At 67.7% G+C, this 24,214-nt stretch carries 17 protein-coding genes and 1 tRNA gene; 13 read left to right on the forward strand and 5 right to left on the reverse strand.

Annotated features, from left to right (window positions below):
* The first annotated feature begins 1 nt into the window (after position 1).
* Complete coding sequence (locus QTH91_RS01350; protein WP_286658240.1) at positions 2-6,214, forward strand: Hpt domain-containing protein; 6,213 nt, start codon at positions 2-4, stop codon at positions 6,212-6,214.
* A 44-nt stretch (positions 6,215-6,258) separates the two neighbouring features.
* Here QTH91_RS01350 and QTH91_RS01355 read toward each other — a convergent pair whose 3' ends face one another.
* On the reverse strand, positions 6,259-7,788 hold the full coding sequence (locus tag QTH91_RS01355) for a cryptochrome/photolyase family protein (protein ID WP_286658241.1): 1,530 nt from the start codon (positions 7,786-7,788) through the stop codon (positions 6,259-6,261).
* Here QTH91_RS01355 and QTH91_RS01360 point away from each other — a divergent pair.
* The 10 genes from QTH91_RS01360 (at position 7,787) to QTH91_RS01405 (ending at position 15,209) form a co-directional block, all read left to right on the forward strand.
* Complete coding sequence (locus QTH91_RS01360; protein WP_286658242.1) at positions 7,787-8,386, forward strand: YqgE/AlgH family protein; 600 nt, start codon at positions 7,787-7,789, stop codon at positions 8,384-8,386. The genes QTH91_RS01355 and QTH91_RS01360 overlap by 2 nt on opposite strands.
* Positions 8,387-8,390: 4 nt before the next feature.
* Positions 8,391-8,819, forward strand: coding sequence for a Holliday junction resolvase RuvX (gene ruvX / locus QTH91_RS01365; RefSeq protein ID WP_286659579.1), 429 nt, complete (start codon positions 8,391-8,393; stop codon positions 8,817-8,819).
* Positions 8,816-9,322, forward strand: a complete 507-nt coding sequence (gene pyrR, locus QTH91_RS01370) for a bifunctional pyr operon transcriptional regulator/uracil phosphoribosyltransferase PyrR (protein ID WP_286658243.1) — start codon at positions 8,816-8,818, stop codon at positions 9,320-9,322. Before ruvX ends, pyrR begins: the two co-directional genes overlap by 4 nt.
* A gap of 3 nt (positions 9,323-9,325) precedes the next feature.
* Positions 9,326-10,288 (forward strand): aspartate carbamoyltransferase catalytic subunit, encoded by a 963-nt coding sequence (locus QTH91_RS01375; protein ID WP_286658244.1) that lies wholly within the window; start codon positions 9,326-9,328, stop codon positions 10,286-10,288.
* A 23-nt stretch (positions 10,289-10,311) separates the two neighbouring features.
* On the forward strand, positions 10,312-11,583 hold the full coding sequence (locus QTH91_RS01380; RefSeq protein ID WP_286658245.1) for a dihydroorotase: 1,272 nt from the start codon (positions 10,312-10,314) through the stop codon (positions 11,581-11,583).
* A 40-nt stretch (positions 11,584-11,623) separates the two neighbouring features.
* Entirely contained in the window at positions 11,624-12,397 is a 774-nt protein-coding gene (locus QTH91_RS01385) for a lysophospholipid acyltransferase family protein (protein ID WP_286658246.1), read from the forward strand.
* Between the two features lie 57 nt (positions 12,398-12,454).
* Entirely contained in the window at positions 12,455-13,288 is an 834-nt protein-coding gene (locus QTH91_RS01390; RefSeq protein ID WP_286658247.1) for an NAD-dependent protein deacetylase, read from the forward strand.
* Between the two features lie 122 nt (positions 13,289-13,410).
* Positions 13,411-14,025 (forward strand): hypothetical protein, encoded by a 615-nt coding sequence (locus QTH91_RS01395; RefSeq protein WP_286658248.1) that lies wholly within the window; start codon positions 13,411-13,413, stop codon positions 14,023-14,025.
* Between the two features lie 140 nt (positions 14,026-14,165).
* A complete protein-coding gene (locus tag QTH91_RS01400) occupies positions 14,166-14,504 on the forward strand; it encodes an NIPSNAP family protein (RefSeq protein ID WP_286658249.1) in 339 nt (112 codons plus the stop codon).
* A gap of 15 nt (positions 14,505-14,519) precedes the next feature.
* Complete coding sequence (locus QTH91_RS01405) at positions 14,520-15,209, forward strand: ArsR/SmtB family transcription factor (protein ID WP_286658250.1); 690 nt, start codon at positions 14,520-14,522, stop codon at positions 15,207-15,209.
* Between the two features lie 49 nt (positions 15,210-15,258).
* On the opposite strand, the gene QTH91_RS01410 is transcribed toward QTH91_RS01405, so the two are convergent.
* Both QTH91_RS01410 and QTH91_RS01415 read right to left on the reverse strand, forming a co-directional pair.
* Positions 15,259-15,333: transfer RNA gene (locus QTH91_RS01410), tRNA-Arg, on the reverse strand.
* A 58-nt stretch (positions 15,334-15,391) separates the two neighbouring features.
* Positions 15,392-16,474, reverse strand: coding sequence for a DUF1989 domain-containing protein (locus QTH91_RS01415; RefSeq protein ID WP_286658251.1), 1,083 nt, complete (start codon positions 16,472-16,474; stop codon positions 15,392-15,394).
* Between the two features lie 269 nt (positions 16,475-16,743).
* Between QTH91_RS01415 and QTH91_RS01420 the strand changes: the two genes are divergently transcribed.
* The gene (locus QTH91_RS01420; RefSeq protein ID WP_286658252.1) at positions 16,744-17,496 is read left to right on the forward strand and encodes a GntR family transcriptional regulator; all 753 of its coding nucleotides are present in this window, start codon (positions 16,744-16,746) and stop codon (positions 17,494-17,496) included.
* A 25-nt stretch (positions 17,497-17,521) separates the two neighbouring features.
* The gene (locus QTH91_RS01425; protein ID WP_286658253.1) at positions 17,522-18,661 is read left to right on the forward strand and encodes a BMP family ABC transporter substrate-binding protein; all 1,140 of its coding nucleotides are present in this window, start codon (positions 17,522-17,524) and stop codon (positions 18,659-18,661) included.
* Positions 18,662-18,674: 13 nt separating this feature from the next.
* Here the strand turns inward: QTH91_RS01425 and QTH91_RS01430 are convergent, their stop codons facing one another.
* Positions 18,675-19,892, reverse strand: coding sequence for an FAD-dependent oxidoreductase (locus tag QTH91_RS01430; protein ID WP_286658254.1), 1,218 nt, complete (start codon positions 19,890-19,892; stop codon positions 18,675-18,677).
* 173 nt (positions 19,893-20,065) lie between these two features.
* The gene (locus tag QTH91_RS01435; protein ID WP_286658255.1) at positions 20,066-24,208 is read right to left on the reverse strand and encodes a translocation/assembly module TamB domain-containing protein; all 4,143 of its coding nucleotides are present in this window, start codon (positions 24,206-24,208) and stop codon (positions 20,066-20,068) included.
* Positions 24,209-24,214: the final 6 nt, after the last annotated feature.

A 24,214-nucleotide genomic window follows, 5' to 3' on the forward strand; every position in this document is an offset into this window, starting at 1 on the left:
CGTGTCGATCCACGCCCCCGCAAACGCCCAGGCCCCGCTCAGCGCGCCGGGTGACGCTGAAGACCTCGGCCCGTTGGCCTGGGTGCTCGGAGAGATCCAGAAATCCCTCGAGAGCGCCTCCAAGACGCTGCGCCGCTTCGCTCGCGATGCGGCCGGCACGCCAGACATCGACGCCGGGCCGCTGCGGCTGGTTCGCCAGCAGCTTCACCAGGCGGTGGGTGCCTTGCAGATGGTGGGCCATCCGCATCCGGCGCTGGTGCTGGGCGCGATGGAATTCGCGGTGCAAAGCTTCGTGCAGGAGCCGCAGCAGTGCACCGAGGCGGCCGTCTCCAAGCTCGACCGTGCCAGCTTCGCCGTCACCGACTTCCTGCAGGCCGTGCTGGCCGGCAAGACGGTCTCGCCGGTGGCGCTGTTTCCCCAATACCGCGACGTGCTGGAGCTGGTCGGCAACGAACGCGTGCACCCGGCCGACCTGTGGCCCTTGCCATGGCGTTGGGTCGACGTCTCGCTGACCACGACGAAGCCGACGCTGGTCTACGACCCCGCCGTTCGAGCCAAGTTCGACCGCGAGTTGCTCAAGGTCGTCAAGACGGGCGACGATGCCGCGGCACGACGCCTGCATGAAATCTGCGTCGGACTGTCGCGCGGTGCCGCCGTGCCACGCGTGCGCAGCTTCTGGGCACTGGCCGCCGCCTTCTTCGAGGCACTGGGCCTGTCGCTCACGGCGCCGGACATCTACGTCAAGCGCGCGGCTTCCCGCGTGCTGCTGCAATACACGACGCTGGCACGTGGCGACGAGGTCGTCTCCGATCGCTTGTCGCAGGATCTGCTCTTCTTCGTGGCGCAGGCCGTGCCCAGCCCACGCGACGAAGCGGCGACGCTGCGCGCCGTGCGCGATGCCTGGGGCATCGCGAGCGAGCGCACGGTCGACTACACGACCGAGCAGTTCGGCCGGTTCGATCCGTCGGTGTTGGCCCAGGCGCGCAAGCGCATCGAGGCGGCCAAGGAAAGCTGGTCGGCGCTCTCGGGTGGCGACATGGGCCGCCTGCGTCAGGCGGTGGAAAACATCGGCCAGCTCACCGAGTCGCTGCAAAAGCTCCATCCCCCAAGCCTGCCGATGGCGCAGGCCCTGAACAACGCCGTCGACGCCTCGCAACGCGCCAACCGCCCCCCATCGACCGAGCTGGCGATGGAGGTGGCCACCTCGGTGCTTTACCTGGAAGCCGCGTTCGAAGACCTCGATCCGAACGACCGGCAACTCACCGCCCGCACCGTCCAGTTGGCCGGCCGCATCGAACGTGCACGCGAAGGCGGGCGTTCCGAGCCGCTCGAGCCGTGGATGGAAGAGCTCTACCGCCGCGTGAGCGACCGCCAGACCATGGGCACCGTGGTCGACGAGTTGCGCGCGCACCTGAGCGAGCTCGAGAAGTCGATGGACCAGTTCTTCCGCCATCCCGGCGAGAAGGAACACCTGCGCACCGTGCCTGCCGCGCTCATGCAGATGCGCGGCGTGTTTTCAGTGCTCGGACTCGACCAGGCCTCGCAGACCGTCGTGCGCATGCGCGACAACGTCGAGGAGCTGGCCGCCAGCGCCGATGCCGCCGATGAACCCGGTGCCTTCGATGCGCTGGGCAACAACCTGGGCGCGCTCGGCTTCCTGATCGACATGCTGGCCTATCAGCCGGCACTGGCCAAGCGCCTGTTCGTCTTCGACGCCGCAGCGGGCGAACTCAAGCCGCTGATGGGGCGCCAGGCCGAGCCCGAAGCCGCGCCCGCCGCTGCTGCGCCGGCCGTGGCACCGCAGGACCTCACGCCCGAGCAGGTCGACGAGCAGATCGCCGCCAAGCTGGCCGAACTGGCTGGCAAAGGCAAGAAGAGGAAGGGCGACACGGCGCCTTCCCCGCTCGAGGACTTCAGCCGCGCCGCCGACAGCTGGAAGGCCAAGATCACCGGCCCGGCCCCGCTGGAAGCTCTGCCCGAGACCTTCGTTACCGAGCTGGCCGAAGACGACCTTCAGAACATCTTCCTGGACGAGGCCCGCGAAGTGGTCGAGAACGGGTTGGTCGCTGTCGGCGAACTGGACCACGATCCGACCGATGTCGGCGAACTGACCATCCTGCGCCGTGCGTTCCACACGCTCAAGGGCAGCTCGCGCATGGTTGGCCTGACCGACTTCGGCGATGCCGCCTGGGCCATGGAGCAGGTGCTCAACACCTGGCTGGCCGACCAGCGTCCGGCGACGCCCGAGCTTCTGGGTGGCGCCAGCACGGCGCTGCGCGATTTCGGCGCGTGGGTCGAGGCCATCGCATCGGGCGAGCCGCACTCCTGGCAAGCCGCACCTTTCAATGATCTGGCGCAATCGCTCGCCAGCGGGCAGATCACCATTGCCGCGCCGGCGCCCGCCGTCGCGCCGAGCGTGCTGGCTGCCGCCGCGCGTCAGATCGCTGCAGATGACGAAGCGCCTGCGGCGCCCCAAACGAAGCCCGAGGCGGACGCTGCCTTCGATCTGCCGCAGTTGCACGCTTTGCCGCAACTGCCCGTGCTGCCAGACCTGCCGGATCTGTCGCTCGACACACCTGCGCAGGCGGCCAGTGAGCCCTTCGCTGAATTCGACCTGAGCGCAGCACCGGTCGAGTCCGTGTCGCCCGTCGCCGAGCCGCAAGCCGAAGCGGCTGCACTCGATTTCGATTTCAAGCTCGACGTCGAGCCGCCCGCGGTACCGGCTGCCGATGAACTCCTGCAGTTCGAGTCGGCGCCAGAAGCCGAGTCGGAGCCGGTCGAGCCGACGCAAGCTGCCGAGCAGCCCGAAGCAGCGGAAGCGCTGGAGGCCACCGACTTGCCCACGGCCGAGGAACTCCACACGCTGGATTTCGCCGCCACCGACTTCATGGACGACGAGCCCAAGGCAGCCGAAGGGCAGGCCGGTCCGGTCTCGCTGGAAATGGATGGCTTGTCGATCGACTTGCTCGGCGGTGATTCGGCCGATGCGCTGTTTGCGCCGACCGCGCTGGCCGATCCGTTCGACCTGCCGAGCGCACCGCCGCCCGCGCGCAAGGCCGACGACGAACTGCCCGCCCATTGGGCCGCCCCAGCCGATTTCGTCTTCCACGCACAAAAGAGCCAGGAAGCCGCCGAGCCCGAATTCGAGGCTGAGCCTGTGCTCGAACATGCTGCGCCGGCCGAAGCGACCCCGACGGAGCCTTCAACCGACGAATCAGTCAAGGTCATTGGCCCCTTGCGCATCGGCATTGCGCTCTACAACGTCTATCTGAACGAGGCCGACGAGTGGTCGCGCCAGCTCGCCACGGAAGTGGGCGAGTGGGCCATGGAGCCGCACGCGACGATCCAGGATTCGACCATCGCCATGGCGCACTCGCTGGCGGGCAGTTCGGCCACGGTCGGCTTCCAGGGCCTGTCCGAGATGGCGCGCCTGTTCGAGTCCGCGCTTGCGCATCTGCAGATGCAAGGTGGCGGTACCGCGGAACAAGGTGCCGTGCTGGTGGTCGCTGCGGAAGAACTGCGCCGGCTGTTGCACCAGTTCGCCGCCGGCGCGCTCAAGCAGCCGGCACCTGAGACGATGAACAGCCTGCGGGCGTTGGCGACGGCGCCTGCGCTGGTGCCCACGGTATTGCCGCTGGAAACCCTCGACATCGTGGCGCATGTGCCAACGGCGCTGGCGCCGCAGATCCCGGTGGGCGCAGACGTTTCGCTGGAAGATTCCGACGAGGCCGTCGACGTCGAGGATGCCGTCGACGCCGACCTGTTCCCGATCTTCGAGGAAGAGGCCACCGAGCTGCTGCCCCAGCTTTCCACGGCATTGCGTGCCTGGGCGGCCACGCCCTCCGATCACTCGCAGCGCAACATCGTGCTGCGCGCATTGCACACGCTCAAGGGCAGCGCCCGCCTGGCCGGCGCCATGCGCCTGGGCGAGCGTGCTCACCGCATGGAGTCGGCGATCGAGGAACTCGGCAACGAGTCGGTGCCGCGCGAATCCATCGAGGCCCTGTTCGGGCGCTTCGACACGCTGGAGGCTGCCTTCGACCGTCTCCGCCAAGCCGACGGCGACGCGCAGGCCGTGCTGGCGCAGCGCGCCGTCGCGGCGACGACGGCCGTGCCGAGCGTGTCGATGCCTGCACCGGTGGCTGACGATGCGGCCAACGATCCTCAGGAAGACATCGGCGACGAGGCACCGAAGTCGGTCGCCGAGCCGTCCGCTGCGTCTGACCCTGCGCCGGCGCCTGTTCGTGCCGCAACGCTGCTGCCGCAGCCCGCGCATGCGCCGCTTGCACCGCTGCGTACCTCCTCCGGCCAGGTGGTGCGCATTCGCACCCACTTGCTCGACCGCCTGCTGGCCCAGGCCGGCGAGGTCATCATCACCCGTTCGCGCCTGGAGGCCGAACTTGGCCAACTGCGCTCGTCGCTGACCGACCTCACCGGCAACCTGGATCGCTTGCGCCAGCAATTGCGCGACATCGAAGTTCAGGCCGAAAGCCAGATGCAGTCGCGTCTGCAGCAGGCCAAGGATTCGCAGCAGTCGTTCGACCCGCTGGAGTTCGACCGATTCACCCGCGTGCAGGAACTGACGCGGATGATGGCCGAGTCGGTGAACGACGTGGCGACCGTCCAGCGCGCGCTGCAAAAGACGGTGCAGGCGACCGAAGACGACCTGAGCGCCCAGGCGCGCCAGACGCGCGAACTGCAGCGCGGCTTGCTGCGCACGCGCATGGTGGAGTTCGAGGGCATCGCAGAGCGTCTCTATCGCGTGGTGCGCCAGGCGTCCAAGGACACCGGCAAGCAGGTGCGCCTGGACATCACCGGTGGCTCCATCGAGATGGACCGCGGCGTGCTGGAGCGGATGACCGCCGCTTTCGAGCACCTGCTGCGCAATTGCGTTGCCCACGGCATCGAGGACGCGAGCGTTCGCACCGCCGCCGGCAAGGATCCGGTGGGCCTGATCGTGATCGACCTGCATCACGCCGGCAACGACGTGTCCGTCACTTTCCGTGACGACGGCGCCGGCCTGAACCAGCAGCGCATCGCCGAGCGCGCTCAGGCCCTGGGCCTGGTCCCGCACGGCCAGCCGGTGACGGCGGAGCAGGCGGCAGAGCTGATCTTCCAGCCGGGCTTCTCCACCGCCGAGCAGGTGTCGGAACTGGCCGGCCGCGGCATCGGCATGGATGTGGTTCGCGCGGATGTGACTGCCCTGGGTGGCCGCATCGAGACGCAGAGCACGCCAGGGCAAGGCACCGTGTTCAACCTGGTGCTGCCGCTGACGACTGCCGTCACGCACGTGGTCATGATGCGTGCGGGCGAAACGTCCGTGGGCGTGCCTTCCAACCTGGTCGAACTGGTGCAGCGCACCGGCGCGGCCGATCTGGATGCCGCCTACGCCAGCGGCCACTACAGCTTCGGCGGCGAGCAGGTGCCTTTCTTCTGGGCTGGCGCCTTGCTCCAGTCCTCGGCGCGCAGCGAGCGCGCAGCGGGCAAGGCCAACACCGTGGTGATCGTGCGCAGCGCGGCACAACGCGTGGCTCTGCACGTCGACGAAGTGCTGGGCAACCAGGAAGTCGTGGTCAAGAACCTGGGGCCGCAGCTGTCTCGGCTGCCGGGTATGGCCGGCATCTCGGTGCTGGCCTCCGGTGCGGTGGCGCTCATCTACAACCCCGTCGCCCTGGCCGCTGTCCATGGCGATTCGGCCCGGCGCCTTCAGGAGGCGGGGGCGAAACTCGCCGGCAAGGAGCAGCCGGTCGCCGACGCCAGGTCCGATGCCGAGCTCGCACCCGTGGTGCCCGCAGCGCCGGTCGTGTTGCCGCGCGCGGCGCCTGCGGTGCCGTTGATCCTGGTGGTGGACGATTCGATCACCGTGCGCCGCGTGACGCAGCGTCTGTTGCAGCGCGAGGGCTATCGCGTGGCTCTGGCGGCCGATGGCCTGCAGGCCCTCGAACGCCTGCAGCAGGAGCGCCCGTCGCTGGTGCTGTCGGACATCGAGATGCCGCGCATGGACGGCTTCGACCTGGCACGCAACATCCGCGCGGACGAAGCATTGGGTGATTTGCCGATCATCATGATCACCTCCCGCATCGCCGAGAAGCATCGCGACCATGCGACGCAACTGGGCGTCAACCACTACCTGGGCAAGCCGTATTCCGAAGAGGAACTGCTTCGCCTAGTGCGCAACTACACAGCCGCCGAGACGGAGCCCATCGAGGCCTGACCGCATCCCGCTCGGCACGGCTACGGCCCGCGCCGGCCGCCCTCCTAATGGGCGTGCCGCGCGGGCTTTTTCCTGGGCGTCGAGGTTTCTGCTTTGAGATCCTTCACGACCGCGTAGCGCTGCAGCGTCTGCTCGCGCGCCTGGGCATGGTCAACGATCGGCTCCGGGTAGTCACGGCCGAGCACCAGGCCCGCCGCTTCCAGCTCCACCGGCGATGCGGTCCAGGGCGCATGGATCACCGTGTCCGGCAAGCCCTCAAGTTGCGGCAGGTAGCGGCGGATGAACTTGCCTTCCGGATCGAAGCGCTGGCTTTGCGTGACCGGATTGAAGATGCGAAACCACGGCTGTGCGTCGCAGCCGCTGGAGCTGGCCCACTGCCAGCCGCCGTTGTTGCTGGAAAGCTCGAAGTCGTTCAGATGCGTGGCGAAGTACGCCTCGCCGCGTCGCCAATCGAGCCCCAGGTCCTTGCAGAGAAAGCTGGCCACCACCATCCGAAGGCGGTTGTGCATGTAGCCGGTCTGGTTGATCTGCGCCATGGCGGCGTCCACCAGCGGATAGCCGGTTTCACCGGCGCACCAGGCGGCGAAGAGCGCATTGGCATGCTTGCCCTTGTGCCAGATGATCTTGTCGTATTCCGGGCGGAAGCTCTTGCCCTCGGCAACCTCGGGGTGGTGCCACAGCACCTGGAAATAGAAGTCGCGCCAGATGAGTTCACCCAGCCAAGTGGCGGCCCCTGAATTGCCGCTCAGCGCCAGCCGGTGCGCCACACCGGCCAGCTCCCGGATCGAGACCGTTCCAAAGCGCAGGTGCACGCTCAGGTAGCTGGGGCCGCGCTTGGCGGGAAAGTCGCGCAGTTCGTCGTAGCGATCGATGTGCTTGTCGAAGAATTCCTCGAACAGGCGGGCGCCGCCACTGGCGCCAGCGGGCAGGTCGAGTTCGGCCAGGTTGGTCGGCTCGAAACCCAGCTCCGACAGGCTGGGCAAGGGCGCATCGAACTCCTCCGGCGGTGCGGCCAGGGCGTCCAGGTAGCGCTCCACCGGATAAGGCTTGAGGTAGAAGTCGTCCACCTTCGCCAGCCAGGCGCGCTTGTAGGGCGTGAAGACGGAATAGGGCTGTCCGGCCTGTGTGAGCACTTCCTCGCGTTCGAAGATGGCGCGGTCCTTGTGCAGTTGCAGCACCGCACCGGCATCGGCCAGAGCGCCGCGCACCTGCCGGTCGCGCTCGATCGCCAGGGGCTCGTCGTCACGATTGGCAAAAACCGCCTGCACGTCGAGCGCCTTGGCCAGGCGCGCAATCTCTTCGCGGGCCGCGGCGTGGCGCACGATCAGGCCGCCACCGTGCCGGCGCAGCTCGGCATCCAGTTCGGCCAGGCAAGCGTGGATGAACTCGACCCGTCGGTCCGCCCGGGGCAGGCCGTCCAGGATGTCGGTGTCGAACACGAAAACCGCGAACACCGAGCGGCAGGAGCGCAAGGCGTGATAGAGCGCGGCGTTGTCCGTCAGGCGCAAGTCGCGGCGCAACCAGACAAGCCCGCGCGGAAAGGTCTTGTCGACGGCCAGTAAAATCGGCGGCATGTCCACCGATTCTGCCCGCATCAATCTCACGCATCACTTCCTGATCGCGATGCCGGGCATGCGAGACGAGACTTTCGGTCGCAGCGTGGTCTACCTGTGCGAGCACAGCGAGCGCGGCGCCCTGGGCCTCGTGATCAACAAGCCCAGCGACATCAACCTGCGCGACCTGTTCGAGAAGGTCGAGCTCCCCACCGACCGCACCGCCATCGGCGATTCGCCCGTATTCCAGGGCGGGCCGGTCAAGACGGAGCGCGGTTTCGTGTTGCACGAACCGATGTTCGCCGATCCGCCGGACAACACCGAGCCGATCTACGCCTCGACCATGACCATCCCAGGCGGCCTGGAGCTGACCACCTCCAAGGACGTGCTGGAAGCCCTGGCGGCCGGCGGCGGCCCGCGCAAGGTGCTCGTCTCGCTGGGCTATTCCGCCTGGGGCGAAGGGCAGCTCGAATCCGAGCTGGCCGAGAACAGCTGGCTCACCGTCGACGCCGATCCGGCCGTCATCTTCGACACCCCCATCGACCAGCGCTACGACAAGGCGCTGATGCTGCTCGGCCTGCAAGCCTGGACGCTGTCGCCCGACGCGGGCCATGCGTGACCCGATGACCGGCGCGGATGCCGATTCGCCCGCGGCAGTGCCGGCGCGTCTGCAGTCCTTTCTGGCCTTCGACTTCGGCACCCGGCGCACTGGCGTTGCCAGCGGCAACAGGCTGCTTTCCAATGCCACGCCGCAAGCCACCATTGCCGCCAGCGGCGCCGACGAACGCTTTGCCAAGGTGGCCGACCGCATTCGCGAATGGCAACCCGACGCGCTGGTGGTCGGCGTGCCCCGCCACCCGGATGGCGCACCGCACGAAAACACCCGCGCCGCCGAGAAGTTCGCGCGCCAGTTGCGCGGACGTTTCGGGCTGCCCGTCTACGAGGTCGACGAGCGCTACAGCACCACCGAGGCGCTGGCAGGCGGCGCAAAAGATCCCGATGCCGCCTCGGCGTGCATCATCCTTGAACAGTTCCTGAGGAGTTTGGCGTGAAACCTGTGGTCCCCGACGCGGAGACGCTCTATGCGGAGCTGGTCGGCGGCGTGAAGTCGCTGCTTCGCCCCGGCACGCACCTGGTGGGCGTGACTTCCGGCGGCGCCTGGCTGGCCGAGCGGCTGCAGCCAGAGCTCAAGCTGCCCGGCGCGCATGGCGTCATTTCGTCGGCCATGCACCGGGATGATTTCGCGCGGCGCGGCCTGTCCGCCAGCGCGCAGACTTCGCTGCCCTTCGAGGTGGAGGGCGCCGACATCTTGCTGCTGGACGACGTGCTCTACACCGGCCGCACCATCCGCGCCGTGCTCAACGAACTGTTCGACTTTGGCCGTCCGGCCTGCGTTCGGTTGGCGGTGCTGATCGACCGGGGCGGGCGCCAGTTGCCGGTGGCCGCCGATTTCGCCGCCGCCCGGCTCGAACTGCCGGCAGACCAGTCGGTTGCGCTCGACCGCGACGACAAGGGCGGCTTTTCCCTCAAGATCGAAACCGTGCAAGGAGCCTGACCGGTGCTCTACAAGCGCAATCCCCAGCTCAACAAACACGGCGAACTGCTGCACCTGCTGTCCATCGAGGGCCTGCCCAAGGACATCCTCACCCACATCCTGGACACCGCCGCCAACTTCACCAGCGTGAGCGACCGCGAGGTCAAGAAGGTGCCGCTGCTGCGCGGCAAGAGCGTGTTCAACCTGTTCTTCGAGAACAGCACCCGCACCCGCACCACCTTCGAGATCGCGGCCAAGCGGCTGTCGGCGGACGTGATCAACCTCGACATTGCACGCTCGTCCACCGCCAAGGGCGAATCGCTGCTCGACACCATCGCCAACCTGAGTGCCATGGCGGCCGACATCTTCGTGGTGCGGCACAGCGAATCGGGCGCGCCCTACCTGATCGCGCAGCATGTGGCCCCCCACGTGCACGTGGTCAATGCGGGCGACGGCCGGCATTCGCACCCCACGCAGGGGTTGCTGGATATGTTCACCATCCGCCACTACAAGAAGGATTTTTCCAACCTGACGGTGGCCATCGTGGGCGATGTGCTGCATTCGCGGGTGGCCCGCTCCGACATTCACGCGCTGACCACGCTCGGCTGCGCCGAAGTGCGCGTGGTGGGCCCCAAGACGCTGGTGCCTGCCGACATGGCGCAGATGGGCGTGCGCGTCTGCCACACGCTCGAAGAGGGCATCAGGGGCTGCGACGTGATCATCATGCTGCGCCTGCAGAACGAGCGCATGAGTGGCGCGCTGCTGCCGTCATCCCAGGAGTTCTTCAAGACCTTCGGCCTCACGCCTGACAAGCTGCAACTGGCCAAGCCGGATGCGATCGTGATGCATCCGGGGCCCATCAACCGAGGCGTGGAGATCGACTCGGCGGTGGTCGACGGCAGCCAGAGCGTGATCCTGCCGCAGGTGACCTTCGGCATCGCCGTGCGCATGGCCGTGATGAGCATCGTGGCCGGCAACGAAGCCTGAACCCCCACAAGAAGAACAACACCATGAACCTGCTGATTCGAAACGGCCGCGTGATCGACCCGGCCTCCGGCCTGGACGCGCAGGCCGACATTGCCGTCGCCAAGGGCCGCATCGTCGGCGTGAAGGACCTTCCCGCCGACTTCCAGGCGCAGCACACCGTCGACGCCGCCGGCTGCATCGTCGCGCCCGGGCTGGTCGACCTGCAGGCGCGCGTGCGCGAGCCGGGCTACGAGCACGAAGGCATGCTCAACAGCGAACTGGCGGCAGCGGTGGCCGGTGGCGTGACCAGTCTGGTGTCGCCGCCCGACACCGACCCGGTCCTGGATGAATCCGGCCTGGTGCAGATGCTCATCTACCGTGCCAAGAAGCTCAAGCTGGCGCGCCTGTATCCGTTGGGCGCGATCACGCGCGGGCTGTCGGGCGATGTGTTGACCGAGATGGCCGCGCTCACCGAGGCCGGCTGCGTCGGCTTCGGCCAGGCCGAAGTGCCTCTGGCCAACACGCAGGTGCTGCAACGCGCGCTGCAATACGCCAGCACCTTCGGCTACACGTTGTGGCTGCGGCCGCAAGACCGCGACCTGGGCAAGGGCGTGGTCGCCAGCGGGCCGCTGGCCACGCGCCGCGGCCTGTCGGGCGTCCCGGTGGCGGCCGAGACCATTGCCATCTTCACGCTGGTCGAGCTGATGCGTTCCAGTGGCGCCAAGGTGCACCTGTGCCGCCTCTCCAGTGCCGCCGGCGTCGAGCTGGTTCGGGCCGCCAAGGCCGAGGGCCTGCCGCTGTCCTGCGACGTGAGCATCAATTCGCTGCACCTGACCGACACTGACATCGGCTACTTCGACAGCCGTGCCCGTGTGTCGCCGCCGCTGCGCCAGCAGCGTGACCGCGATGCGCTGTCTGCTGCGCTGGCCGACGGCACCATCGATGCGCTGGTGTCCGACCACACGCCGGTCGAAGCGGACGAGAAGACCTTGCCCTTTGCCGAAAGCGAAGTGGGGGCGACCGGCCTCGAACTCCTGCTGCCGCTGGCGCTCAAGTGGGGCGAGCAAAGCGGCGCGGGTATGCGCCGTGCGCTGGAAGTGGTGACGGCCGCGCCGGCACGACTGCTGGGCCAGGGCAGCGCGACCCTGGCCGTGGGCGAAGCGGCCGACCTTTGCGTGTTCGACCCGGCGGTCGAGTGGCGCGCCCAGCCCGAAGCGCTGCGCAGCCAGGGCAAGCACACGCCGTTTGCCGACTACGCGCTGCAAGGGCGCACGCGCACCACGGTGGTGGACGGCCGCGTGGTCTACCAGGCATGAACGAAGCTGGCCGCCAGGCCGTGCCGACGCGGTCGGGTTGATGCTGCGGCCGTTGCGCGTCATCTGGCGGCTGCTGCTCGCCATCGGCCATGCAATACGCGGGTGGTGCATCATCACGTTCCGCTTTCCGCGGCAGACGCCTGAGGAGCGCGCCGGCGAGGTCGAGCGTTGGTCCCGCCGCATGCTGGAGATCTTCGGCATCTCCCTCGTGGTGCAGGGCGTGCCGCCTGCGCGAGGGCCGCTGCTGCTGGTGGTCAACCACCTATCGTGGCTGGACATCCTGGTCATCCACTCGGCGCGCCACGTGCGATTCGTGGCCAAGTCCGACATCCGCGGCTGGCCGCTGATCGGCAAGCTGGCGACCGGTGCCGGCACGCTTTACATCGAGCGTGAGCGCCGGCGCGATGCCATGCGCGTGGTGCATCACATGGCCGAATCGCTGCAGGCCGGCGACCTCATCGCGGTGTTCCCCGAAGGCACCACCGGCGATGGCAAGACGCTGCTGCCATTCCATGCCAACCTGCTGCAGGCTGCGATTTCCACCTGCTCGCCGGTGCAGCCTGCCGCCCTGCGCTTTGCCGACCGGGCCACAGGGCAGACCAGCTTCGCGCCACGCTACATCGATGACGACACGCTCGCCAGTTCCGTCTGGCGAACGCTGAGCGCACCGCCGCTGGCCGCCTACCTGTGCTTCGGCGACGTGCAGGATGCGCAAGGCAAGGAGCGCCGGGCCTGGTCGCAGGAGTTGCATGCGCAGATCCAAGCACTGCGCGGCCATCAGCCGGCGCGCCAGGCAGACGACCTGGCGGCCTGACCGACATTCGTCCAGGCGACGAGCGATCGCGTCGGGCTGTCGCTATGCTCCGGGCACATGCAGACCGACGCCGCCATCGACGCACTCACCGACTTCGTGCAGCGGCATCGGCGGCTTTTCGTGCTGACGGGCGCCGGGGTCAGTACCGAATCGGGCATCCCCGACTACCGCGACGACAAGGGCTACTGGAAGCGGCCGGAGCCGGTGCGCTACCAGGATTTCATGGGCAGCCAGGCAGTGCGCCAGCGCTATTGGGCGTGCAGCATGATCGGCTGGCCCGTGATGGCAAACGCCCGTCCCGGCGCGGCGCACTTAGCGCTGGCCCGACTCGAAGCGCGCGACAGGGTGCGCCTGCTGCTGACGCAGAACGTGGATGGGCTGCATCGGGCTGCCGGCAGCGCATCGCCAGTGGAACTGCATGGGCGCATCGACACCGTCGTGTGCATGGAATGCCGGCGCACTCTGCCGCGCGCTGAATTCCAGGAACAGCTGGAATCACGCAACCCCGATTGGGTGGCCCTGGAGGCCAGGGCCGCGCCCGATGGTGACGCCGACTTGCACGGCCTCGATTTCTCGCAGTTCTTCGTGCCGCCGTGCCCGCATTGCGGCGGCATCCTGAAGCCTGACGTGGTGTTCTTCGGCGAAAGCGTGCCGCCCGATCGTGTCGCCGCCGCGCGCGCGGCCCTGGCCGATTCGGACGCCATGCTCGTCGTCGGCTCGTCGCTGATGGTCTATTCGGGCTTCCGGTTCGCACAGGCCGCCGCCGCGGCGAGCCTGCCGATTGCGGCGCTGAACCTCGGACGCACGCGCGCCGACGATCTGCTCGCGCTCAAGGTGCAGGCGCCGGCTGGCGCAGCCCTGGCGGCCGTGGTCGATCGCTTGAACGCATAGATTCGACTTCATCCAAGGCGTGAGTGTCGACTTGCGCTGACATGCGCTGCGCTCGGCCGCTGACGCGCCTGCGCCGCGCCGCCTTCGAGACTCGGTCTCATCGTCGGCCTCTTCTCATTGCCATGTTGTTCGCCCGTTCTGTCTTTAAACCTGCCTGGGTGCTCGCGCTGGCCCTGGTTGCCAGCCCGGGGCTCGTGGCCTTTGCGACCAGTCGGCATGGTGAGGGCAGCGAGATGGAAACGCTGAAAGGCATGCAGCCGCTGACCACTCCTAAGCCCGCTGTCGCGATCGACACTGCCGGATCGGACGCCGATGGCAATGGCGTGCGCGACGATGTCGATGCCTTCATCGCCAGCCAGTACAGCCGTGACGCGAAGCTTCGCGATGCTGCATTGAGAATGGCGCGCAGCATGCAGGCGGTGCTGACGGTCGACCTCACGCAGGTGAGCGATACCGCGCCCATGGCAGAACGCGAAGTGGCAGTCATGTCCTGTGTGATTAACCAGTTGGGCGCAGAGCGCCGTGGCGATGCCGAGCAGATGATCAACCGCGTTGCCGCCCAGACCTACGACACCCGCGCCCGGTTCGAGAAGCGCGAGGCGTTCAGATTGCAGGCCAGCGCGGCGGACTTCAGTGCCGAGGCGAACTGCGCCGCAGATCCGCAAGCGGCGCCGCTCGTGGCTCAGCAGGACGGCGCGGGCAGTGTCCAAGTGGCGGATCTGCTCGACAACCGTTAGAACAGCCCGCGCCTGTGCCCTGAACCGCCTAGGCGCTGGCGGTGATCGACATCCTCCAACACTTCGGTCCGTACCGAAGCATTCAGCGCAAAGCCTGCCGCACACTCGGGTTCGCCCTCCAACGAACTTGAACCCGATCTATGGCCGTCACTTGCTTCATCCGCTACCAGATCGACCCCTTCCAGCGCGACAACTTCGAGCGCTATGCGCAGGCGTGGGGCGGCATCATTCCGCGCTGCGGGGGCGACCTCATCGGCTACTTCCTGCCGCACGAAGGCAGCAACGACGTCGGCTGGGGCTTGATCGGCTTCGAAGACATGGCGGCCTACGAACGGTACCGCGCCAAGCTGAAGTCTGATACCGAGGGCCGGGCCAACTTCCAGTTCGCCCAGGCACAGCGCTTCATATTGCGGGAGGAGCGGACATGGCTCGAAGATGTCCCGTCGACGCGCAATGTCGCCCGCGAGGTGACGCCCTGATCGAGAGAATCTTCGATGAACACTCCCCATGAGCCTCGCCTGGCGCGTGTGGCGGCCATCGTGGCCGACCCTGCAAGGTCCCGCATGCTCGCGTATCTGTTGTCCGGCGAGTACGCCAGCGCCAGCGAACTGGCAAAGGCCGCGTCGATCACAGCGGCCACGGCCAGCGGGCACCTGGGCAAGCTGATGCAGGCGCGCTTCGTGGTCTGTGAGCCAAGAGGCCGGCACAGGTACTACCGTCTTGCGGACGCCGAGGTCGCCCACGCGCTGGAGGCCCTGGCCTTGGTCGCGGAGCGCGACTCGCACGATCGAGCCTGGGAACACCCTGATCGGGCTCGCCTGCGCCGTGCGCGCTGTTGCTATGGACACCTCGCGGGCCAGCTGGGCGTTTCGCTCTTCGACGCGCTTCTTCGCCAGGAAGGTCTGAGATCGACCCCCGCAGGCTTCGAGCTGACGGCCTCCGGCCTGGAATGGCTCCAAGGTCTGGGACTGAAGCCGGGTTCGCCGAACGCGCGGCGGCGCTTCGCATACCGTTGCCTGGACTGGTCCGAACGCCGCGACCATCTTGCGGGCCAACTGGCGGAGGAGCTGTACCAGCATTTCTCCACGATGGGGTGGCTGCGGCGCACGAATGGCAGAGCGGTAGAGGTCACGTCGAGCGGGCAACAGGAACTGCTGCCTCGATTGATCGGCGGATCCGTCTGAGAAGGGGTTTCAGGCCTGGTGCAGTGCCGCGGCCCGTGGAACAGCCTTGTGGTGCCCCCGACAGGAATCGAACCTGTATCTGAGTCTTAGGAGGACCCCGTTCTATCCATTGAACTACAGGGACGGCAGGTAGCGACTTTATCAGTTTGCGCCTGCCGGCCCGGGTCGCTGCGGGGCCGCCATCAGCCCAGGTAGCGCTTTTCCCACCAACTGAAGATCACGTCGCGCAGCTGTGCGGCCTGATCCTGGCCGTAGAACTGGTGCAGGCCGAGCGATGCCAGCAAGGCGCGTTCTTCATCGTCGAGCAGCACCTCGTGCTCGCGCTCGAGGATCGGCACGTTGGTGAACTGCGGCTGGTAGTTGTCGTCCCGGCGCAGAGCCCGGTCGGTCTTGATGTTCGGTTGCCGGAAATCGGCTGGCGTACGCTGGCTGTCCCATGTCGGCACTGCCGGCAAGGAAGCCCGGTCGCGCTCGCTGGCGCTATAGATCTCGACCTTCAGCGGCTTGAGCGAGAAGTTGCTGGTGCGCATGACGTCGGCGCCGCAGACGTTGGGCACGGCCAGCACATCCATCAGCGCGAGCATTTCCACATGGTCGCCCGCCTTGGAGGTCTGGCGCTCGATGCGGCCGCGCGCACCTTCGATCACCGTGTTCATGAACAGGTTGAACGAGTCGTGTACGTCGTCGGGCGTCAGGCCGTACTCTCGCTGCGCCTCGGACTGGATGTCATGGCAGTTGGTGTGGCGCGCAAAACCGTAGGCCGACTCATACAGGTTGGCGCTGCAGCGCGGGAACATCACGTCGTTGCAGCGGACCGTGTCCGCAAGAAGGTAGAGCATGGCGCGCTCGCGCGGCGGGGCAGACCACAGGAAGTCGCCCGGCCCAGGGTTGAATCCGTGCAGGGTGCGTGTGCGGCCCACGTGCATGAACTCCTTGTAGTCGTGCAGGTTGAAGACGTTCAGGTCGGCGCATTGGCCGCCTTCGACCTGCTCGATGCGGAGCACCTGACCGGCCAGTACCTCGACCGCCTTGCCGGTGCCGGGTTCGATGATGTGCGAGTACAGCACCTCGCGTTCGCTGGACAGGCCCTCAAGGTTTGGAGCAGCGGACGAGGCGGGGCGCGCGGAAGGCACGCCGTCCTTCCATTCGCGCAGCGCCCGGCTGGCCAGGCTTTGCAGGTCGGTCGCATCGCCGGTGGCCATGCAGCGGTCCAGCAATTCCTTTTGCTGCTGGTTCAGGCGCAGTCGCACCAGGGTCTGGCTCATCGCATTCCTTTCATGTGTACGTCTTTTTCCGATCACGTATGCAAGATGTCTGCCACGCCAAAGGTCCCGCGGGATGGACAAGGCAAGTGCGCAATTGGTGCAAAGCAAGGCTTGCCGCCTTGCGGTGGTGCGTGATGGCTCGAATTCCAGAACGTTCGCCGTGCAATTCGGTGCGCCACCGCTCAAACCGGCAAATCAAGGGCTGGCGCGCTTTTCGCATACAGGCATTAGCAATCAGGAATACCTGAGCTGTGTACAGAAAAGCTGCAATGCCCATCCAAATACCGGAACCCAGCAAGTCCGAAGCCGCCTACCTGGCCCTCAAGCACGCGGTGATCGAGCAGGCCCTCTCGCCCGGCACCAAGCTGCCCGAAGACGTGTTGGCCACGCATCTGAAAGTGAGCCGCACGCTGGTGCGCGAAGCCCTGGCGCGGCTGATGTCCGAAGGCTTGGTGGCATCGAGTCGCAAGCGCACTGCCACGGTGGCCCAACCTTCGCGTGCCGAAGCGCAGAGCGTGTTCGAGGCACGCGCCTGCCTCGAACAGGAGGTGGTGCGCCGAGTGATGACGCGCTGGACGCCAGCAATGGGCGCTGAACTGACCGGCCATGTGCGCACTGAGGAAGAAGCGGCGCGCATCCAGGCACCTCCGGTGTGCGCGCGCCTCGCGGGCGAGTTCCACATCCGCTTGGCGGCCATGTCGGGCAATCCGGTGATCGAACGCTACGTGTCCGAACTCGTGTCGCGCTGTTCGCTGATCCTGGCCATCTACGGCAATCCGCACCATTCGCAGTGCGGCATCGATGAGCACAAGGCCTTGATCGACGCGTTCCGCCGCCAGGACGAGAAAGCCGCGCTGCGCCTCATGGCCTCGCACCTCGACAACGTGCAGGAGCGAGCGCTGATGCCAGAGCGCAAGCCCGTAGACGAAGACCTGGGCGGCATCCTGTCGCGCTATGTCTCGCCAGAGGGCGCCACCACCTCCACCGGCCGGGCGCGCAAGGGCGCACGAAGCCGCGCCTGAGTTTTTTCAACGCAAAGGAAGACCGATGACCCACACCCCTTCTTGGAATCGCCGCCGCTTTCTGGGCACGACGCTCGGCTCGGCCGCCGGCACATCGCTGGCCGGCGCCGCGGGGCTGTCCACATTGCTGGGGACATCCAGCGTGCAGGCCAAGACCGATCTGACAGTCGGCATCATCTACGTCGGCCCGCGCGACGACTACGGCTGGAACCAGGCGCATGCCGTGGCCGCGCAGGCGCTGAAGGCGGTGCCAGGCGTGAAGGTGGTCGAGGAAGAAAACGTGCCCGAGACGGTGGCCGTGCGCAAGACCATGGAAGGGATGATCCAAAGTGATGGCGCGTCGCTGGTGTTCGGGACTTCCTTCGGCTACTTCGACCCGTTCATGGTCGACATGGCCAAGAAGTATCCGAAGGTGGAGTTCCGCCATCCCACGTCGCTGTGGTCGCCCGACAAGCATCCCATGAACCTGGGCGGCTACTTCTGCTACCTGGACCAGGCGCACTACGTGAACGGCATCGCTGCCGGCCTGTCGAGCAAGAGCGGCAAGATCGGCTATGTGGCCGCCAAGCCGATTGCCATCGTGCTGCGCAACGTCAACTCTTTCACTGCAGGTGTACGTGCCGTCAATCCCAATGCCGTGGTGCAACTGGTGATCACCGGCGAATGGTCGATGCCGGTACGCGAGGCCGAAGCCACCAACGCGCTGATAGCTGCCGGCAACGATGTGATCGCCTGCCATGTCGACAGCCCGAAGGTCGTGATCGAGACGGCCGAGAAGGCCGGCGTGAAGTCCTGCGGACACAACGCTTCGCAAGCCAAGCTGGCGCCCAAGGGCTTCATCACCGGCGCAGAGAACAAGTGGGAGACGGTGTACAAATCCTTTGCCGCTGACTTGGCTGCCGGCAAGAAACTGCCCAACCGATTCTTCGGCGGCTACGACAAGGACATGGTGGCCAGCACCCCCTTCGGTGCCGGCGCCACCGAGCAGGCACGCAACGCCGCAACTGCTGCCATCGCCAGCCTGAAAGCCGGCAAGCCCATCTGGACCGGCCCAGTCAAGAGCAACACCGGCAAGGTGGTGCTCGAGAAGGGCGTCGACAACTACGACCCCGTCCTGGAAAAGATGGACTGGCTGATCGAGGGCGTGAACGGCTCGCTCGGCTGAGGCGCGTGGTGCGCTAGATGCGCACCCGCTCCGGCCGCACGCCGATGCCCACCAGCCTCGCCGGCAGCCGCCGCAGCAGCGGAAAGCGCTGCAGCAGCCGCGCAACGGCGGGCGGGTGTTCCGGGGCTTCCTCCCGCGCCAGCGTGGGGGCGAGCACGGTGTTCTGGATCGCGATCTGGACCCGCTGCGTCACGCGTGCGGGCCAGCGGCGGCGCTTTTGCACCATTTCGAGGTCTTCGGGTGTCAACCGTCCTTCGCGCAGCGGCGCGGCCAGCAGATTCGCTGCCGCCACCGCATCCTGGATGGCCAGGTTGATGCCGACACCGCCTACCGGCGACATGGCGTGCGCCGCATCGCCAATGCACAGGAAGCCCGGACGCGACCACTGCGCCAGGTCGCTGATCTGCACGCTCAGCAGCTTGACGTCGTCCCAGCCCGTCAGCGTATCGAGGTCCGGTGCCAGGAATGGCGCGATGGCGGCGATGCGTCGCCGAAAGTGCACCAGCCCCTGAGCATGCACTTCGGCCAGCGAGCCCTTGGGGATGACGAAGGCGCACTGCCAGTAGTTCTGGCGGCTCAGCATGACCAGCATGGCGCCCGGGCGCAGGATGCCGCCGGTACGGTAAGGATGGCGCTCGGGATCGCGCGGCAGGCGAAACCAAAGCACGTCGATCGGCGCGCCAATGTCCTGCGACTGCAGGCCCGCGCTTTCGCGCAGCGTGGTGTGCCGGCCGTCCGCGGCCACCACCAGGTCCGCCGTGATCCGCAACGGGCTTTCGGGCCCCAATGCATCTACGCCCACAACAACGCCGTCCTGCTCGATCAGCCGCTCGGCTTTGGTCTCCATCAGCAGCTTGAAGTTGGGCAGTGCGCGCGCCTCGTCCGCGATGAAATCCAGAAAGTCCCATTGCGGCACCAGGACCAGAAAGGGCCGCGGGGCGGGCAGGTGGCGAAAGTCCGCCACGGTGATGACTTCGCCGTAGACGTCCGCCGTGAGCTCCTCGATCTCGTCGTGCGGCAGCGCCAGGAATTTGTCCAGCAGCCCGAGGTCGTCCAGCACCGTGAGCGTGGAAGGGTGGATGGTGTCGCCGCGAAAATCGCGCAGGAAGTCGGCATGCTTTTCGAGCACCACCACATCCACACCGGCGCGCGCGAGCAGATAGCCCAGCATCAGGCCCGCCGGGCCGCCGCCGGCAATGCAGCATTGGTGATGGTGCTTGGGCCCGTTCATCGTCGGGATGGGGCAGGTTGGGCGATGGAATGGATCATCACGCTGGGCGGCGATCGTCGGGCCTGGATCGCCGGTTGTCAAAGTCTTCGAGACTGAGCGAGTCTGGGCGCGGATGGCGTCGGCGCCTGCCGACGCGCTCTGTAGGAGCGCAGCCGGCATCGCCGGTCTGTCGCTCAGTCGTACTTGATCGTGTAGATCAGGTCCGCGCCGTATTCCTCGCCGGCCTGGCCGCGCAGCGTCAGGCGCTGGGTGAGGTCGTAGAACAGGTACAGCGTGCCCATCGTGCCGGCGAGGCTGCGTTCGTAGGTGACGTAGAAGTCCTGGCTCAGTCGCTTGCCCAGGGTGACGGACGACTCTTGCAGGTCGCCCTCGTCGCCGGGGCCCTTGAAGCCGATCTCGTCGAGCCCGAAGCGCTGCGCGATGCTGCCTTGGCTGGGGTCGGCGCCGAGCGTACCCAGCAGGGCCAGCGCCGCCTGCTGCATCAGCACGGCTTCGCCACCGTTGGAGGCCGAGGCTCGTCCCAGCATGATCCACGACAGGGTTTCCGCGTCCGACAGCGGCGGCTCCGAATACAGGTTGACCCGTGGCGCCAGCGCGGTGCCGCTGATGCGCACACCAGCGCGCTGATCGATGTTGGGCCGGATGGCGATGATGTCCAACTGCGGGTTGTCCACCTGGCCGTTGAAACGCGCGATGCCGGTCTCGACGTCCAGTTGCTGCCCGTAGGCGCGATAGGCGCCGTTGACCGTGCGCACTTCGCCGGTCACTCGCGGCGGCCCGCTGGTGCTGTTGGCGCGGATGTCGAGCTGGCCCTCAAGGCGCGTCGTGATGCCGTGCCCTTGCACCGCGAAGTCGCGACCCAGGTCCAGGGTGATGAGGATGTCGGGCGGCTGCGCGGTGCGAGCCTGCTGTATGGCCGCCTTTTCTTCCTGCTTCACGGCCTCCTTGGCCTTGCGCGCCGCTTCTTCCTGCTCGGCCTTGGCGCGGGCGGCGGAATGGATCTTCACGTCGCTGCCCAGGTTGGGCGCGGTGGAGGCGGGCAGGATGATCACGCCGCGGTCGGTGGTGAGCTTGCTGCGCAGGGTGAGCTTGCCCCGTTCCAGACCAGCCTGAAGGTCGCCCGAGAGCGTGACTTGCCGGTCGGCGCGCACGAGCACACGCAGGCGCTTGACCTCGCCACGGATGTCCATGCGGATGCCGCTGCCGCCCGTGTTGTCCTGCCCCGCGCCCTGGCCCCACGCGGCGCTGCCTGAAAGCATGAGGCTGCCGCCGTCGGCAACGGCTTGCTCGCTCTTGGTGCTCAGGTTGCCGCTGCGGCCGGGAATGCGCACGGTGCTGCCCGGGCCGCCTTGCAGGCTGAATTCCTGCAGCACCAGGCGCTGGCCTTCCAGCGTGGCGCGCAGCTTGCCGTTGCGCAGGTCGATGCCCTCCACGGCCGCGCGCAGTGCGAGGTCGTCGGCGGACAGCGTGCCGTTCCAGCGCGGCTCGTCGCGGCGGCCGGACAGCGTCATCTGCGCGTTCAGCGTGCCGCCCACCCGCCACCCCGGCGGCGCCAGGATGGACCAGACGCCCAGCTTGGGCATGCGTGCCTCGACCTTGCCGTCGATCGGTGCGTCGGCCGGCCAGAGCCAACCGTCGGACCCGCGCGCGAGGCGGGTGGATGCCTGCGCGCGCACGACGCCCGCGCGTTCGCTGTCCCAGACGAGGTCAGCGTTGAGGTCCGCGCCTTGCGCTTCAACGGTCAGCTGAGCCTGCTTCAGCCCGGCCGGCGTGCCGGGACTGTCCTTGCCGCTGGCCGAGGCGTCGGTCGTGATCTGCGAAGGCAGGCCGGTGCCGGTACTGCGGATCTGCCGCACCATCGCCGCCTCGCCGGCCTGCACCTGGATGTCGCCGCTGGTGCGCCGGACCTGCAGCTTGCCGCGCAATTGATCGCCCGCATCGATGTCCCAGCTCCCCTCGAACACCACATCGCCGCTGATGCCCATCTCTTCGAGCGTGCCGGAGCCGAAGGCGCGAGCCCATCCCAACGGCAGGCCGGCAAGGCGGCCGGTCGACTGCAGCCGGACTGCGCGCCGATCGGGCGGACCGCTGCGCGAGAAGCGTGTCGCGCCCCAGGAAATCTGAACGGTACCCGGCAAGGGCCCGGTGATGCGTGCGGCCGAGCCCTGACCCTCGTACTGCAATGCATCGCCCTGCACGCGAACGGTGCCCGCCACGGGCTGCTCGAGCCGCACGAGCCAGGGGAGTGCCCGCAGCCGGACATCGGGCCGCAACTGCGCATCGAGCGATGCGAGCGCCACGCGCCATTGGTTGACGCCCTGAAGGCCGCCGCTGCCCTTGAGCGCCAGGGACGCATGGCGAGCACCCGCGGCCACGTCGCCCGACAGCGCGAACTGCGCGTTCGCCAGGCTGCCGTCGACTTCGGCGCGCAAACCGCTCACTTGCCAGGCGCTGGCCTCCGGCGGCGCGCTGCCGCGCGTGCCGAGCTTGGGTGCTTCCAGCGTGGCGCGCAGTGTGGGCTCGGGGCTTCCCGCCGGCGCGGGCTTTTGGGGTTCCGAGAGGCGCTGCTGAAGGGTTTGCCAGCCGCCCGTCCATTTCGCATCGAGCCGAGCGGTGCCTTGCATCGACTGGCCGCCGAAGGCTTCGTCCAGGCCCGGCAGCGATTCGACCCAGCGCTGCAGCGCGGCCATGTCGGCCAATTGCGCCTGCAGTTCGCCTTGCCCCTTGGTGGGCGCCATGTCCGCCTTCAGCTTGGCTTCCAGGCCAGGCAGCCGAAGCGCCACTTGACCCTGGCCCGACTGGCTGGCCGGCCGGGCCTTGCCCTGGCCGTCCAGTTGAACGCCGCCCGCGGCCTCGGCGCGCAGGCTTTGCAGGATGAGCTGCTCGTCCTGCCATTGGCCCTTCGCGACCAGGCTGCGCAGCCGCAGGCCGCCCAGCGGGTCGCCCTTTGCGGCCTTGGCGCCCACGCCGCCCTGCGCCTGCAGGTCGGCCGAGAAGTCGATGCGTCCGCCATCCTGCTGGTTGGCCTGCACCTTGCCGTCCAGTGGCGCGCCGGCCAGTCTCGTATGCAGATCGCCCAGCGACAGCTTGCGCACGATCACCTGCGCTTGCCAGGGTTCGGGCGCCGGTCGCCAATTGCCCGTGGCTTCCACGCTGCCGGCGCCGCGCCGGAACACCGCACGTGGAAGCTTCCATTGATGGCCGTCGTAGCTGGCCTCGCCTTGCAATTGATCGAGCGGCAGGCGGCCTTCGTCCCAAGGCCCGGCGTTGGCATTGCGCAGGTCGACGCTGCCGCGCCAGGCCTGTGGGCCGGCTGCTGCATCGGGGCCCAGGTGGACTTCGCCGGTCAGCAATGTGGCGGGCGCCTGCGGCCACAGGCGCGCCAGGTCCAGTTGGTGAAGCGTGGCATCGGCCTTGACGATCGGCTGTGGCTGCCAGGGGGCCACTTCGGCTTGAAGGTTGGCGCGCATGGGTTCGCCTTCGGCCTGCTCGGTCGGTGCGACTTCTGCCTCGACCTGCAGCCGCGCATCCGGCCCCGACAGGTTGCCCTTGGCGCTCGCCTTGGCGGAAACCTCGATGCGGCGCTGCGCGTCCAGCGGCGCGCTGACCCGGCCCAGCAGGCGCAGGTCGAGCGCCATCGGTGCGGCGCCTTGCAGATTCAGCTCGGCGCTGTAGTGACCGTCCGCGATGTCCACGCCGTCGACCTTCAGACGGTGTTCGCCGGATCCGTAGCGGTACTCGCCGGACAGCGCGAGGGCCACCAGCTCGGGCGGTCCTGCCCAGCGCAGGGCGTCGACCTTGAACGGCAATTCGATGTCGATCGGCAGGGCCAATTGCGTGAGCGGCTCGATCGGCTTGTCGTCCTCGGGCTTGGGCCCGAGCGGTTCGATGTCGACGCGCGCGATGTGGATTTCGCCCAGCTTCAGCTTGCGGTGCAGCAGCGCCGGCAGGCTCCAGCCGAGCGTGGCGTCCTGGACCTCGACCGCCAGCGTCGGGCTCTGCCAGCGCAATCGGCCGATGTGGCCGCCCTTGCGCAACGAACCGGTCACGTCGTTCGACTCGAGCGTCATGCCTTCGGGCATGTAGCGCGCCGCCTGCGCGAGTGCATAGGCCAGTGACTGCCCCGTGCCCGTCCAGACCCAAATGCCGCCCACCAGGCCGATCAAGAGCAGCAAGATGCCGCAGATGCCCCAGGCCGCCCGACTGGCCCAGCGCGCGCCACGCATGGCGCGGCCGGGCGCATTGCCGGCGGCGGCAGCCGGCACCGGCGGCGTCTCGGTCGCTCGGTCGTTGTCGGGCGTTTGCGGGTCGGTCATCGGGGT

The sequence above is a fragment of the Variovorax dokdonensis genome (genome assembly GCF_030316895.1).
Taxonomy (GTDB): domain Bacteria; phylum Pseudomonadota; class Gammaproteobacteria; order Burkholderiales; family Burkholderiaceae_C; genus Variovorax; species Variovorax dokdonensis.

Bases quoted from the DNA above. Each gene is read 5' to 3' on its own strand.
- QTH91_RS01425 (WP_286658253.1), top strand. From the start codon at position 17,522: ATGACCCACACCCCTTCTTGGAATCGCCGCCGCTTTCTGGGCACGACG.
- ruvX (WP_286659579.1), top strand. From the start codon at position 8,391: ATGACCGGCGCGGATGCCGATTCGCCCGCGGCAGTGCCGGCGCGTCTG.
- QTH91_RS01415 (WP_286658251.1), bottom strand. From the start codon at position 16,474: ATGAGCCAGACCCTGGTGCGACTGCGCCTGAACCAGCAGCAAAAGGAA.
- QTH91_RS01400 (WP_286658249.1), top strand. From the start codon at position 14,166: ATGGCCGTCACTTGCTTCATCCGCTACCAGATCGACCCCTTCCAGCGC.
- QTH91_RS01430 (WP_286658254.1), bottom strand. From the start codon at position 19,892: ATGAACGGGCCCAAGCACCATCACCAATGCTGCATTGCCGGCGGCGGC.
- QTH91_RS01380 (WP_286658245.1), top strand. From the start codon at position 10,312: ATGAACCTGCTGATTCGAAACGGCCGCGTGATCGACCCGGCCTCCGGC.
- QTH91_RS01405 (WP_286658250.1), top strand. From the start codon at position 14,520: ATGAACACTCCCCATGAGCCTCGCCTGGCGCGTGTGGCGGCCATCGTG.
- QTH91_RS01360 (WP_286658242.1), top strand. From the start codon at position 7,787: ATGTCCACCGATTCTGCCCGCATCAATCTCACGCATCACTTCCTGATC.
- QTH91_RS01355 (WP_286658241.1), bottom strand. From the start codon at position 7,788: ATGCCGCCGATTTTACTGGCCGTCGACAAGACCTTTCCGCGCGGGCTT.
- QTH91_RS01435 (WP_286658255.1), bottom strand. From the start codon at position 24,208: ATGACCGACCCGCAAACGCCCGACAACGACCGAGCGACCGAGACGCCG.
- QTH91_RS01420 (WP_286658252.1), top strand. From the start codon at position 16,744: ATGCCCATCCAAATACCGGAACCCAGCAAGTCCGAAGCCGCCTACCTG.
- QTH91_RS01390 (WP_286658247.1), top strand. From the start codon at position 12,455: ATGCAGACCGACGCCGCCATCGACGCACTCACCGACTTCGTGCAGCGG.
- QTH91_RS01395 (WP_286658248.1), top strand. From the start codon at position 13,411: ATGTTGTTCGCCCGTTCTGTCTTTAAACCTGCCTGGGTGCTCGCGCTG.
- QTH91_RS01385 (WP_286658246.1), top strand. From the start codon at position 11,624: ATGCTGCGGCCGTTGCGCGTCATCTGGCGGCTGCTGCTCGCCATCGGC.